Origin of the sequence: Campylobacter showae (assembly GCF_963515975.1) — a bacterium.
Classification (GTDB): Bacteria; Campylobacterota; Campylobacteria; order Campylobacterales; family Campylobacteraceae; genus Campylobacter_A; species Campylobacter_A showae_F.
Window position 1 is genome coordinate 40677 of record NZ_CAUPZM010000005.1, and the last position, 13771, is coordinate 54447.

General features: G+C 46.4%; 13 protein-coding genes. 9 read left to right on the forward strand and 4 right to left on the reverse strand.

The genetic code is table 11. The features are described 5' to 3' along the window. Positions 1 to 434 precede the first annotated feature (434 nt). Positions 435 to 1502, forward strand: a complete 1068-nt coding sequence (yedE, locus tag RWM02_RS02795) for a YedE family putative selenium transporter (RefSeq protein ID WP_314068974.1) — start codon at positions 435 to 437, stop codon at positions 1500 to 1502. A gap of 359 nt (positions 1503 to 1861) precedes the next feature. Continuing rightward, the gene (locus RWM02_RS02800; protein WP_314068976.1) at positions 1862 to 2494 is read left to right on the forward strand and encodes a tetratricopeptide repeat protein; all 633 of its coding nucleotides are present in this window, start codon (positions 1862 to 1864) and stop codon (positions 2492 to 2494) included. 124 nt (positions 2495 to 2618) lie between these two features. Here RWM02_RS02800 and RWM02_RS02805 read toward each other — a convergent pair whose 3' ends face one another. Together RWM02_RS02805 and RWM02_RS02810 are read right to left on the reverse strand one after the other, a co-directional pair. Next, positions 2619 to 3053 carry a molybdopterin synthase catalytic subunit gene (locus RWM02_RS02805; protein ID WP_314068977.1) on the reverse strand — a complete coding sequence of 145 codons (435 nt, stop codon included), beginning with the start codon at positions 3051 to 3053 and terminating at the stop codon, positions 2619 to 2621. Position 3054: 1 nt separating this feature from the next. Beyond that, positions 3055 to 3276 (reverse strand): MoaD/ThiS family protein, encoded by a 222-nt coding sequence (locus RWM02_RS02810; protein ID WP_122862513.1) that lies wholly within the window; start codon positions 3274 to 3276, stop codon positions 3055 to 3057. Positions 3277 to 3367: 91 nt separating this feature from the next. Between RWM02_RS02810 and nspC the strand changes: the two genes are divergently transcribed. The 7 genes from nspC (at position 3368) to RWM02_RS02845 (ending at position 10593) form a co-directional block, all read left to right on the forward strand. Continuing rightward, positions 3368 to 4507 (forward strand): carboxynorspermidine decarboxylase, encoded by a 1140-nt coding sequence (gene nspC / locus RWM02_RS02815; protein WP_314068979.1) that lies wholly within the window; start codon positions 3368 to 3370, stop codon positions 4505 to 4507. Between the two features lie 450 nt (positions 4508 to 4957). Continuing rightward, complete coding sequence (locus RWM02_RS02820; protein WP_314068981.1) at positions 4958 to 5905, forward strand: formate dehydrogenase subunit gamma; 948 nt, start codon at positions 4958 to 4960, stop codon at positions 5903 to 5905. 136 nt (positions 5906 to 6041) lie between these two features. After that, positions 6042 to 6638: a sulfurtransferase-like selenium metabolism protein YedF gene (gene yedF / locus RWM02_RS02825; RefSeq protein ID WP_314068983.1), complete on the forward strand. Its 597-nt coding sequence runs from the start codon at positions 6042 to 6044 to the stop codon at positions 6636 to 6638. Further along, positions 6635 to 7657 carry a selenide, water dikinase SelD gene (selD, locus tag RWM02_RS02830; RefSeq protein ID WP_390887718.1) on the forward strand — a complete coding sequence of 341 codons (1023 nt, stop codon included), beginning with the start codon at positions 6635 to 6637 and terminating at the stop codon, positions 7655 to 7657. Before yedF ends, selD begins: the two co-directional genes overlap by 4 nt. A 451-nt stretch (positions 7658 to 8108) precedes the next feature. Beyond that, complete coding sequence (locus RWM02_RS02835) at positions 8109 to 8276, forward strand: hypothetical protein (RefSeq protein WP_002949057.1); 168 nt, start codon at positions 8109 to 8111, stop codon at positions 8274 to 8276. Positions 8277 to 8285: 9 nt separating this feature from the next. After that, entirely contained in the window at positions 8286 to 9833 is a 1548-nt protein-coding gene (locus RWM02_RS02840; protein ID WP_314068985.1) for a disulfide bond formation protein B, read from the forward strand. Positions 9834 to 9963: 130 nt separating this feature from the next. After that, on the forward strand, positions 9964 to 10593 hold the full coding sequence (locus RWM02_RS02845; RefSeq protein ID WP_314068988.1) for an NAD(P)H-dependent oxidoreductase: 630 nt from the start codon (positions 9964 to 9966) through the stop codon (positions 10591 to 10593). A gap of 593 nt (positions 10594 to 11186) precedes the next feature. Here the strand turns inward: RWM02_RS02845 and RWM02_RS02850 are convergent. Further along, positions 11187 to 12293: an SGNH/GDSL hydrolase family protein gene (locus tag RWM02_RS02850; RefSeq protein ID WP_314068990.1), complete on the reverse strand. Its 1107-nt coding sequence runs from the start codon at positions 12291 to 12293 to the stop codon at positions 11187 to 11189. Next, positions 12293 to 13627, reverse strand: coding sequence for an MBOAT family O-acyltransferase (locus tag RWM02_RS02855; RefSeq protein ID WP_314068992.1), 1335 nt, complete (start codon positions 13625 to 13627; stop codon positions 12293 to 12295). Before RWM02_RS02855 ends, RWM02_RS02850 begins: the two co-directional genes overlap by 1 nt. Between the last annotated feature and the right edge of the window lie 144 nt (positions 13628 to 13771).

Below are 13771 nucleotides of genomic sequence, written 5' to 3' on the forward strand. Positions count from 1 at the left end.
TTATCCTTTTTTGATTCCCCGGCTCGGCTGGATTTCAAATAGTTTTCGGCTAGGATACTCTGGTCACGGACGACCGGTCCGCTCCCGTCGTATCCGCCGCAAACTATTTAAACTACACACAATCCGTCTGGAATATTTCTGCCGATTTTACTAAATTTAATCGTAAATTATGCTAATAAAGCATAGAAGTTTAAAAACGCGCGAAGTTTAATATGTATGTGCAAGCCGAGGCAAAGCCGCTCCCGTCTAAAAAACGTAAATTTGAAAAGCCGAAAATATTAGCCAAACGTGCCGGCTTGGGTAAATTTTAAAATTCGGCCGAAATTTAAAGTTCGCGATTAATCTCCCGTCAAATTTTATTAATTTTTTATTTTAACATCAGTAAAATACAGCTTAAGAAATCGGGTCGATTTTACCTTTTCAAAGGACACTTCATGAATTTTTCAAATTCAAAATGGTTTATCGTTTCAGGTGCGGCGCTCGGTGCTTTAGGCGCGCTACTTGTGTATTTCGGCAACCCCGGCAACATGGGCGTTTGCGCGGCTTGCTTTTTACGCGATACGGCGGGAGCGCTCGGCTTTCACCGCGCAGGAGTCGTGCAGTACGTGCGCCCGGAGATCATCGGGCTTATTTTGGGCGGCTTTTTAGCTAGCGTGCTTTGGACGAAGGAGTTTAGCGCGACTACTGGCTCGTCGCCTTTCGTGCGCTTTTTTCTAGGATTTTTCGCGATGATCGGTTGCCTCGTGTTTTTGGGCTGCCCGTGGAGGGCGTTTTTGCGTGTGGGCGGCGGCGATATGACGGCGATTGCGGGAGTCGTCGGTATTTTTGCGGGCGTGTGCGCGGGCGTATTTTTCAAAAAGCTCGGCTACGGACTCACGCACGAGACTAAAACTCAGGCCGCGATAGGCGTTTTGCCGACGGTTATCGGTATTTTGCTGCTTGCCGCGCTTGCGTTTGGACTAAAGCTCGGCGAAAACGGCGCGCTTTTTAGCTCCGCAAAAGGCCCGGGCTCCATGCACGCTCCTATCCTGATCTCGCTTGGTTTTAGTATCGTCGTGGGCGCGCTAATGCACAAAAGCAAATTTTGCAGCGTCGGGGCGTTTGGCAGGCTTTTTAAAAAGGATTTCTCGATGTTTATGGGGATCATCAGCATCGTGGTCTTTGCTAGTATCGTAAATTTAGCTCTCGGGCAGTATAAATTCGGCTTTGAAGGCCAGCCTATCGCGCACAACGACGTGCTTTGGAACTTCCTTAGCATGACGCTAGCAGGGCTTTGCTTTAGCCTGAGCGAAGGCTGCCCAGGCAAGCATCTCGTGCAAATGGGTACGGGCAATCTAAGCTCGGTAATCTTCGTCATCGGTATGGCGGCGGGGGCGGCGGTAGCGCATAACTTCTTGCTCGCCAGCTCTCCGAGCGCCATAACGGCGGCGGCTCCGTGGGCGGTGGCGATAGGGTTTGTTTTTGCGGTTTATGTGGGATTTTTTCACAAAAAGGCCGCTTGATCCCATAAATGAACGGATTTTAGAATAAGTTTTTCTATACCCGCTTCGGTTACGGACGACGAGTCCGCGCCCTTGCGGGTAAGAAAAAATTATTTAAACTACGCCTATTCCGTCTTGAATATTTGTAGCACATCTTGCTAAATTTGTAAGTTTTGACATTTTCGCGGTGTGGGTCTGGGTGGGTCAAATTTAGCTTAAATTTAAAATCAACCACAAGACAAAAATACGAATAAAATATTAAATTTTGCAAGTTTCTCTATGTGACCAAAAGCAAAAAAACTAGGATAATATCGATTTTATAGATATTTAATGCGCCTCGGCGTAAAATAGATTTAAAATTTATTTTAGGGAAAAAGAAAATGAAAAAAGTAATTTTTTGTTTGGTTGCGGCGTATTCTTTGGTCTCTGCCGCTTCGTTTAACGAGGCGCAGATACGTGAATTTGAGCAAAAGTGCGAGGTCGGAGACGCTATTATATGCGGTAGCGTCGGGATATCGTACTATATGGGCGATAACGGTTTTATGAAAGATTACGAAAAAGCCGCGAAATTTTTTGCGAAAGCTTGCGACGGAAATAACTACAAAACCTGCTCGAATCTCGGGTTTATGTATTCTACCGGCCAAGGCGTCGTTATAGACCCTGATAAAGCCGCGGAGTTATACGTCAAGGCTTGTGAGGGCGGAGACGTTTTTGGTTGTCAAAACGTAGGAGCCATGTATCTTAAGGGCGAGGGCGTAAAAGCAGACGCCGTAAAAGGGCTAGGCTATATAAAAATAGCTTGCGATAAAGGACTTTGGGGTGCTTGCTCAAATTTTGCGCTTGCTAACGAGCTTATCGGTCAAAAAAACAAGTCGGAAGTATCTTTTAAAACAGCCAAAGAATACTTCAAAAAAGCGTGCGATCTGGGCAAAAACGACCGCAGCGCGCAGGTTATTGAGGAGCAAAAGAAGATATGGCTACAGGCGTGCGAGAAATACGAGACTCTAAAGTGATTTCAGGTTTGCAAATTGAGCTTAAAGGTATTGGTAAAAGCGCATTTTGTCACTACCTGAGTGTCGTTTCAAACTAAAATTTAATCAAATTTACGAGTCTACATAAAACTAATAAAAAGCGGCGCTACGCTAAAAGTCCGGCACCTTTGATCGCTTGGCTGCGCTCTTTTGCGTAGATGCGTTCGCCTCCTATGATGTCGTATTTCCAGATCGGCGCGTTAGCCTTAAAGTCCTCTACAAACTCGTTTATCAGCCGCAAGGCGACCTTTCTTTGCGGGCTAACGACGCCTGCGACGTAGGAGCTCTCGTGCACCGGCACGTCACCTCGCGAATGCGCAAAAAGCACGTATGCGCCCAGATCCTTTGCTTTTTGCTCCCAGCCCGCTAGCCATTTGCGCAGGATCGGCTCGTAGATATCAAAGCTAAGCGCGCTTATGCCGCTTTCCTCGCGCACGATGCCCGTAAACGTGATGAGCGCGCCGCAGTTTTTGTCCTTAAACTCGTCGTACCAGGCGTTTGTGATCGCCTTGGCGTCGAGGCTTCCTTCAAAAATCTGCATCTCAGCCTCCGCAAACCGGCGGTAAAATGGAAATTTTATCCCCGTCTTTTAGCGGCGCGTCAAGAGAGCTCGCTATCTCGTCGTTTACGGCGACGGCGCAGATTTTTAGCCACTCGCCGAGCTGTGCGTATTCGCCTAGTTTTTCTTTTACTTCGCTTAAATTTGCCGCTTCCAGCTTTAAATTATGCATCTTTATCGGGCCCAAAAACTCGATTTCTACCATAAATTCGCCTTTAAAATTAAATTTTTTTCTTGATTTTACTTAAAAAAATATTTAGATATACTTACGCGAAAATTTAAATGAAAGAGCCGTAATGAACGAAATATTAAGCAAAATAAAAACACCCGCCTACGTCTGCGAAGAGGCCAAGGTGCGCGGGAATCTCGAAATTTTAAAACGCGTCAAGGATGAAAGCGGCGCGAAGGTGCTAGTCGCCCTAAAAGGCTTTGCATTTAGCGGCGTGATGGGGCTTGTCGGCGAATACCTAGACGGTGCGACGTGCAGCGGCCTGCACGAGGCTAAATTTGCCGCAAAATACGCTCGAGGCGAGATACACACGTATTCTCCCGCTTTTAAAGACGAGGACATAGATGAGGTGCTCGCGCTCTCAAAGCACGTGGTTTTTAACTCCTTTGCACAGTGGGCGAAATTTAAGCAAAAGGCCCTAGCTGCGGGCGTTACCTGCGGCCTTCGCGTAAATCCGGAACTCTCCGTCGCGCCGACTGACGCTTATAACCCGTGCGGCAGGTATAGCCGCCTAGGCATCACTCGTTTAAATTTTGACGCAGACGCGCTTGAGGGTATCACGGGGCTACATTTTCACGCGCTTTGCGAGGAGAGCGCGCAGAGTCTGGAGACCGTGCTGATGGCGTTTGAGGAGAAATTCGGCGAGTTTATCCCGCGCATGAAGTGGATAAATTTCGGCGGCGGACATCACGTGACAAAAGAGGGCTACGACGTGGATCTGCTCATAAATTTGATCAAAAGCTTCCGCGCAAAATACGGCGTCGAGGTCTACATAGAGCCCGGCGAGGCGGTGGGCTGGCAGACGGGATTTTTGGCAGCTTCGGTGCTTGATTTCGTGCAAAACGAAAAAACCATAGCCATCCTAGACGTCTCGGCCGAGGCGCATATGCCTGACACCGTGCTGATGCCGTACCGACCGGCGGTGCGAGGCGAGAGCAAAGGCGGTAAATTTATCTACCGTTTCGGCGGAAATACCTGTCTAGCAGGCGATATCGTGGGGCTTGACGCTGGCGAGCCGGATTATAAATTCGACGCGCCGCTAAGCGTGGGCGATAAGATAATCTTTGAGGATCAGATCCACTACACGATCGTAAAAAACACGACCTTTAACGGCATTAAGCTGCCTGATTTGCTGCTTTTAAAAGAAAACGGCGAGCTTGTAACCGTGCGGGAATTCGGCTTTGAAGAGTACGAGAGGCGAAACTAAATTTGACGCCAGGAACAGTGTCCTTTGGGGTGTAAATTTGATATTTTGAGGCGCCGTTTTTGGCGATAAATTTAATCAAATTTTGCGGCGATCTTTTATTTGGCTTGCGCCTAGTGTGCGGCTCCATAAATCTGTGCCTTTTTAGCGCCAAATTTAAAATTTGTATTATCGCTTGCCAAATTTGTCGCAAATTTAATCACAAACGAAGTTAAATTTAAGATAAATAAAATCTAGCTTATATAAATGAATTAATATAGCGGATTATAAATTTGACCCCGATTTTGATAAAAATGCGCCATAACCGCCTAAAAAAGCGATGTTTCGGCGCTAAGCTTGCATTACGTTATTTTTTGATATAATTTCACGAAAATCCGCGAAAATTTAGCCTTTGGCTGGATGCCGACCACGACGAGCTTTTTAAGGCGGAAAACAAAACCAAAGGGAGATAGCATGACGAGAATTTTTAGTTTGCTTTCGGTTTTCGCCTGTTGGGCCTTCGCTATCGAGGCGAGTCCTAGCACGAACCAATACCAGAGCAATATCTGGGCTGCCGGTAGAATCGAAAACATTAAGCCTTACGAAGACGGTTTGGGGCCGATTTTCACGTTTATTCAGGGCAACGACTACTTCGCGATAGCGGCTTTGTCGCTTATTTTGGCTGTTATCGGCGCGTTCGTTCTGCACTTTTTGATCATCGGACCGAAACACTTCAGCCACGACGGCAAAAAAGTCTATGCGTTTAATATGATAGAGCGCGTATCTCACGGCGCTGCGGCGATCGCATGGATAGTGCTCATACCGACCGGCGTCATCATGATGTGGGGTGCGGAGCTTGGCGGCGGTGCGTTTGTTAGATTTTGCAAGGATATCCACGGACTGGCTACTATTTTATTTGCCGTTTCGGTGCCTCCGATGTTGATAGCTTGGACCGTGAGGATGCTGCCTGCGGTTTATGATATCAGATGGATGCTGATCATCGGCGGATATCTCTCAAAAGTTAAACGTCCCGTACCTGCTGGCAAATTTAATGCCGGCCAAAAGGCGTGGTACTGGGTAGCTATCCCTGGTGGTATCGTGATGATACTAACCGGCGCAGCGATGTTTTTCCTTGACTTTAGAACCCCAGACGTTGCAACCTGGCTAGGCGTATCTCAGATCGAAGTTTTAAGAGCTTCTGCGCTAGTTCATAATGTTCTTGGTATCGTTTGCGCGGTATTTTTCCTAGTACACATCTACATGGCGGCTATCGCGATACACGGCGCTATCTGGTCGATGATAACGGGCTATAAAGAAGAAGAAGAGGTTTACGTACTCCACCACTACTGGTACCAAGAGCTCATCTCTAAAAACAAAATCCCGGTATCTGAATACGAAAAAACTTATCCAAAATTAAAATAATAAAAAAGGAGAAATTTTTCTCCTTTTTGCCTCAGAGGCGAGTTTGCAAGCCTCTTTTTTATACGAAATTTAAAATCTTTTAGATAAAATTCCCACTAGACTTCAGGTTGAAGAGTAATAAATTTAAGGAAAAATCATGCAAATCGATTGTAGAAATTTAGCTTGCCCTGAGCCGGTCATCAGAACCAAAAACGCGCTTGAAGGCTTAAAAAACGGCGAAAAGCTTGAGATTTTAGTAAATTCCATCGCTCCTAAAGAAAATATCAGCCGCTTTTTAAAAAACCAAAACGTCGAATTTAACGTTGAGCAAAACGGCACCGAGACAAAAATCACCGCCGTTAAGGGCGAATCCAAACTTGAGCTAACGAATTTTGACGAATTTGTCTGCGAAATCACGCCAAAAACCAAAAAAACGGTCGTTTATCTAAACGAAGAATACGCCGGAAGCGGTAACGTGGGCGTTAGCTTGCTATCTAAATTTTTAGGCGCGCTTTTGCAGGTGGAAAAACCGGAGTACGTCATTTGCGTAAATAACGCCATCAAAATGACGACGAACCGCGCTCATCCGAGCTTTAAACCGCTTAAAGATTTAGAAGCTGCGGGCGTCAAAATTTTAAGTTGCGGCAGCTGCCTAGAGGCGTACAAACTCGTAAGCGACCTAAGCGTCGGCGAGATGTCAAACGCCTACGAAGTCATGCAAATTTTAACTACGCACGAGCAAATCAAACTATGATTTATAACGACAAACGTCTCACGAAATTCGTCCGAGCGGCGGGTTGAGCAGCCAAGCTTGACCCGTCGGGTCTAAACAAAACTATCGGCGATTTAAATTTAGCTCACCCAAATTTGCTCTCAAACATCGGCACGAACGAGGATGCGAGCGTCTTTAAGATCACTGACGACATCGCGCTCGTGCAGACGCTGGACTTTATCACGCCGGTGGCGGACGATCCGTTTATATTCGGTCAGATCGCGGCCGCAAACAGCTTAAGCGACGTGTTTGCTATGGGCGGCAAGGTGCTAAACGCGCTAAATATCGTCGGTTTTGACAGCTGCAACCTAAGCGGCGAAATTTTGGGCGAAATTTTGCGCGGCGGACAGGATAAAGTCGCCGAGTGCGGCGGCGTGATCGTGGGCGGACACACGATAGAGACGCAGCAGATGTATTACGGACTTAGCGTCACGGGCGTCGTTTCGCCAAACTCTTTTTGGTCAAACAACGCCGCGCGAGAGGGTGACGCGCTCATACTCACAAAGCCGCTGGGAACGGGCGTTTTAAGTACGGCGATCAAGGCCGATTTGCTAAATTTGACCCAAATCGAACAGGCCGTCGAGACGATGCGGCAGCTAAATTTTTATGCCGTGGACGCGCTAAAAGGCATCAACGTAACGGCTGCGACCGACGTTACGGGATTTGGTTTTTTAGGGCATTTAAGCGAAATGCTAAATGATAAAATCAGCTTTGAAATTTACCCTGATAACGTGCCCGTGATAGCGGCCGCGCGCGAGTTTGCCGATATGGGTATCATCCCCGAGGGCAGCTACAAAAACCGTGAATTTGCATGTAAATTCGTTAACGGCGATGCGGATATCTTGCTTTACGACGCGCAGACTTCGGGCGGACTTTTGCTAGCCGTGCCGCAAAGCGAGGCAAATTTGGCTCTGTCTCGTCTAAAAGAGGCTGGTTACGAGAGCTCGGCAGTCGTCGGCGTAGCTAAAAAACGCGGCGAATACGGCATAAATTTACGCTAATGGGCTTTAAATTTAAGCTTGCGAGCTTGGCGTAAATTTGACGGCTTTAAATTTGGTCAAATTTTAGATGGTTTAAAATCAGCCGAAACGGCGGTCAAAAACAGCAAGCCTAATCAAATTTATTTACAAAAATCACTAAAACAGCCAAGTTTTCTAAATATAAATTTAGTCAAATTTGGGCTGCTAAAATTCGTAACAGCCAAAATCCTTAAAAATAAAATTTAGTAAAATCTTGCAAAATAAAATCATAAATTTACAGCTAAGCTCGCCCTTAAAATTCGTAAATTTTACTGTTTTATCGCGAGCCAAACCCGTCAAATTTCTAAAAATATCTCCCCAAATTTTAGAGCAATCTGCAATGTATTATCAAAAATATCTCAAGATTTAAGCAAGAATATAAAAGAATTAAATTAAAATTACAATCTAATCTTAACGAAATAAAGGAGATAAAATGGAATTTTTATCGTTTCTCTTTCTGGCTATAGCCGTTTTTATAGCTTGGAAAAAGCCTGAAAAAGAGGGCTTAGCGTTTGGCGCATTTGCCGTGGGGACGGCGATTTGCTTTATTATGTTTTTCATCGCCAGCTGGACGTCCCTGCTGCCTTACGCGGCATACTAGGAGGGCCGGATGAGTTTTTTTAACGAGAAAAATTTCGACTTCGTCATGGCTACCGCGGTCTTGCTCGTGCTTGCTATCCCAGTCGGTATCGCAAACATTTATCTTGGCTACGTCATCGGAGAGGGCCCTTGCACGCTTTGCTGGTGGGAGCGCATCGGTATGGTCGTAGTTGGCGTCGCGGGCATCTTGATACTGCGCTACGGCCTAAAGGCGCGCTATATAGCCGCCGTGCTTTTCGGCGCTGCATACGGTATTTTTATGACGCTAAGACACGCGAGTTTTAGCCTATATAGAGACGTAGGTATGGGCTTTGGCGGCGATATATTCGGTGCGCATACTTATACTTGGGGTATTTTGGTGTATTGGATCGTGGTCGTAGCGATGGGGCTGATGATGCTTTTTGCCAAGGACAAGGTCGTCTCGGGCGATATCGCGCGCGCAGATACCAGGGTCAAGCCTCTTAACGCGTATTCAAAATTCGTGATCGCTTTGAGCCTATTTGTCATCCTATCAAATGCCGTTCAGGCGCTCATCTCGGCAGGCATCCCGCCGTATAGCGGCAAGGGAGATCCTGAGCGCATCAGCCTAAACAACACTTGGACCTCGGGAGTTTGGAAAAGGTTTGAAAAGCCGTTTTCATTCACCGGCGCAAACGTCGTCGAGGATCCGTTTATAGCGGGCGAGCCAAAAGATATAAGCGTCAAATTTAACTCCGATCCAAGCGCCGGCGCTTTTACGGACGTGAAGCCTGCGCTTAGCGTGAAAAACAGCTTCCCGCTTCCTTTTGAGACAAAGGGAATTTTTGGCAAAGGCGTAACGAGCGGCCTAGCGTATAACGCTAAAAACGATACTTTCGGTATCTCAAACACCGAAGGCGGAGTTTATTTTACGGACGCAAATTTTAAAGAGATCGCTCATGCTATCATCGACAAGCCAAACGGCCGCAATATCAAAAAGGCCGTCGCATCGACCTTTGTCGGCGATATGCTGGTGACTACAGGCTTTAACAAAACGACATTTGCCGTTAAACCTGCCCAAAATGTGGATGCGTATCACGAGTGGAGATATTTTAGAGAGAGCACCGGTCGGCTCGAGTCTGCGTGGAAATTCGACCGCCCTGCGCTTCTAACTATAAGGGCGAAAAAACAATACGTCCTAACGCTCGCAAAAGATCCGCAAAGCACCTATATGTATATGATCACGGTACCAAACGAGCGCGCTAAGAACTTGATCCTCATCAAAGTCGATAGCAAAGACAAGATGCTAAGCGGCGAAACTATCGTGACGTCAGCCCTCGCGCTAAAAGATAAACGCGATCTAAAGGACTACTACGTCACGGCTGGCGACGTCGCGGGCGGTAAATTTTTGGCCTACTCCAAAAACTACAACACCTTGCTCGTGATCGACCTTGCCGACGCAAAGGTGATAGACGCCTACGCGATGCCGCAAATCGGCGATATCTCGGGTATGGCGATAAAGGGCGATACCATCTACGCTCTAGCGCATAAGGACGGCAAAGTAAATGTCGTGGAGCTAAATAACCCTTTGGCTCAGTAAATTTAGCCCAAAATAACAAATTCGTCCGCTTTGCGCGGGCGAATTTGCCTCTATCCTGAATTCTTTTTAAGCTTAAATTCGGTCAAATTTTATATAATTTAGCGTAACCATAAAAACCAAAGGAGCGAAAATGAATTTTTTAGAATCTATGAAATTTCGTCATGCGTGCAAAGTTTTTGACGAGAACAAAAAGATCAGCGCGGGCGAGTTCGACTTTATCCTGGAGGCCGGCAGGCTAAGTCCTAGCTCTACGGGGCTTGAACAGTGGGACTTTTTAGTCGTGCAAAACAAGGAGCTTAGAGAGAAAATCAAGGCTGTTTCGTGGAATCAAGTGCAAATCACCTCTTGCTCGCATTTAGTAGTCATCCTTGCTAAAGTCGCCGAGGTTAAAAGCGTGGGCGAATACGTGGAAAAAATGATCGATCGCCGCGGTGACAAGGCGCCGGAGATGATCGCCGCGAGGAAGAAATTTTACGGCGATTTTCTAGGCGGCCGCTTTCACGGCGATGACGAGCTGGTATATCACTGGTCGAGCAAACAGTGCTATATCGCGGCGGCAAACATGATGACCGCGGCGGCGAGCCTTGGCATTGACAGCTGCCCGATCGAGGGCTTTGACGAGGCGGCTTTAAATAGAATTTTAGGCCTTGATACGAGCAAGCAGCGCGTGAGCCTCATCGTGCCATTTGGCTACCGCCTAAACCCACAGCCGATAAAATACCGCCGCGAACTAAGCGACGTCGTGAAGTGGATTTATTAAATTTAGCAGCTACGTAAATTTGAAATTTGACACGGTCGGCGCGAGCTTTACGCGGTTTTGACGCCGGCTATAGTTTAAATTCGAGTTTTGTTGCTCAAATTTGAGGCAAATTTAAATTTGCCTAGACGGCGAAAATAAAAAACGAACCGATAAAATCTACGTCGATAAAGAAAGCGCGCACCGCAGACGACGTAAAGGCGCCAAGCGCGGTTTGTCCGCGTTTCTAGCGATTTTGACGATTTTGCGGTAAAGTTTTGCGGCAAAATACCGTTTTGTATCTAGGTCGGACAGTAAAACGTCGGCGGGTTTGGCGAAATAACCGTTCGAGGCAAAAAAGACGGCCGCGCGCTTATTTCGCGCGATATTTTATTTTATACGAGCGAGCATTTGGCCGCGCTGTACGGTGAAAGTCGGTGTAAGCTAGTTGGGGCGCGCCCGTATTTATTTTGCGAACGGCTCGGCAAATTTGCTCAAATTTAAGACGCAAAATTCGGCGAAACTTCAAATTTATAGATTCTACAAACTCCAAATTTTAAGAATTTCCGACCGTGAAAATTTACGGAGCTTGCAAATTTATCCAAACTCAAATTTGACTAAAAATTATCGCTCTGCCCGTTTAGTAGCTTATCCACGACGTAGACGGCAATCTTTTTGGCGCCGTTCATGCTGATGTGCATACCGTCGTCCTTGCGTAACGGCTTTTTGTCGGCGCCTTCTTTTAGATATTTACCGTTATCGCAGATCGCGCCGCTGATGTCGATGTAGCGCGCGCCGTATTTTTGCGCCGCGTCCTTGTAAATCAGGTTTAGCGCCTTCATTTTTTTGTCGAATTTCTCGCTTTTCATACACGGCACTCCCAGCCACACGACCTGTGCGCCGTGCTGCCCTGCGATCTCGTAGATCTCGGCGATCCTGCCCTCGTAGGCCTCGCGCCACGCGTCGGTGCCAAAGTCCAGCGCCTGTTCGTCAAATGTATAACTATAAGCGTCGTTTGCGCCAAAAAGCGCGAATATCAGCAGATTTTGCGGGCGATTTTCTAAGCTAGCTAGCGCCGTTTTTAGCTCCTCGCTCCAGTCGTAGAATTTCTTATTGGTTAGTCCAGTGCTTGCTTTTGCCATATTTTTGATTGAGATTTTGCTCGTTTTTAGCGCGTTTTCAAAGCCCCAGCCAAAGCCTTGCATTATGGAGTCGCCTATCAAGATGACACCCAAATTTTCGTTTAGTTCGATATCAAAAAACGCGGATTTGCTTGTTTTGCTCGGAGCGCTCGGCGTTAAATTTGAGGCTAGCGAGCCGTTTTTATCTAAATTTGAAACTGTTTTAGTAGGCGCTTGAACGCTTTGAGCCGTTAAATTCGCTTCTTTTACCGGACTGATACTAGGCGTTAAATTTTGCGCATTTTGGGCGTTTAAATTTGACGGTTCGGTTTGCGATACTGTTAAATTTTGCTCCGTTTTAGCGCTCGTTGCGGTCTGTTTTTTATCGCCCGAAAAAATACCCGTAAATTTATCAAAAGCCGATTTTGCGCTCTGTAAGCCGTCCTCGGCGATGTTTATAAATTTATCGCTCAGCGCCATCGCGCGCTCGTCTGCGATGAAAAAATCCTTTTGATATTTGGCTTCGTAGTAGTTTGACAGCGGTCGCAAAAATAGCGCAATCAGCGTAAAAAACGCGAGAAATACCCCAAAAAACGCTCTCATTAAAATCCTTGATATATAAAATTAGGCATACCAGACGGCATCAAAAAGTAAATAATTATCCCAAAAATCGCCAAAAAAACGGCTGAAAAAATAACGTTTATATTCTCAAAAAATTTAACCAAAATCGGATAAACGTCAAGCGCGGCGTATAAAAATACAAAAGCAAAAACGCCCGCAAACAGCGCGCAAATCGCAAGAAGCTCGCCGTCCGAGTTTCTAAAAACCGCCCCGATATATCGCACCGCCCCTTCAAAATCCATCGTGAAAAACACCCAAACCATGCTCACGAAAATAAACGTCAAATATCGTCCTAGTATGGCCGAATTTAGCCATTTGCGCTCGTCGGTTAAGTTTAAAAACACGACGCCAAGACCGTGGATGAGCCCCCAGAGCAAAAAGCTAAGCCCCGCGCCGTGCCAGATGCCCGAGATTGCAAAGACTAGCATCACGTTTAGCTGTGTTTGCGCTTGCGTGCCGCGACTGCCTCCCAGCGGGAAATAGACGCACTCTTTGAAAAAATTCATAAGGCTGATGTGCCAATTTTGCCAGAAAATTTTTAAATTTCGCGCCGTAAAAGGGCGGTTGAAGTTTTGCGGCAAAACAAAACCGCACATGAGTCCTAGCGCCGTCACGAAGTCCACGTAGCCGCTAAAATCGGCGTAAAGCAGTACGCTGTAGCCAAAAAGCGCGCCTAAAAGCTGCGAGGCGGGCAGTGTGGGTGCGGCAAAAACGGGATTAACTATCTCGAAAAGATGGTTTGCGACGATGAGCTTTTTAAAAAGCGCGGAGCATAAAAGCGCGAATATAACGGGGCTAGCGCGAAAAACCTTGGGTGAATTTAGCGTCTCGAAAAAGGGCTTTGGCCGCAAAATCGGACCCGAAATAATCGCGGCAAAAAAGCTAAGAAAAATCAGCGTATCAAAGTAGCCGGGCGCCTCTAGCTCGCCGTCTCGCACGGCCTTTAGCAGCAAGATGCTCATAAACGAATAAAACGAAATGCCAAGCGGCAAAATGATGGTTTCTAGTCTCATGACGCCGAATTTGATCGTAAAATACCCGCCGTATTTAAAAAACGCAAGCGCGCAAAGCACAAAAATAACGCCCGCGGCGAACGGAATCGCTGAGTCCTTGCTCTGAGCTGCCCTCACAAAAAGAAAAACCGCGGTGCTAAAGATAAAATTTATGATTAGAAATTTAAGCCCGAACGAGGCTAAAAATAGGTAAGAAAAGGCGAGTAAAACGGCTTTTTGCAGGTGCGGGCGCGCGTTTAAAAAATAATAAATCGGCCAAAAAATAAAAAAGCACAAGCCAAATTCTATGGAAAAAAGATTCATATCCCGCCTAAATTTTTGCGTAATTATATAAAAAAATTATTTTGGGTTAGGTTAAATTTGCGTTTGACGGGAATTTAAAATTTGACTTGCGGTTTTACTCGCGTGCGTTTTAAAATTAGCATCAAATTTGGGTTTTTAATTTGA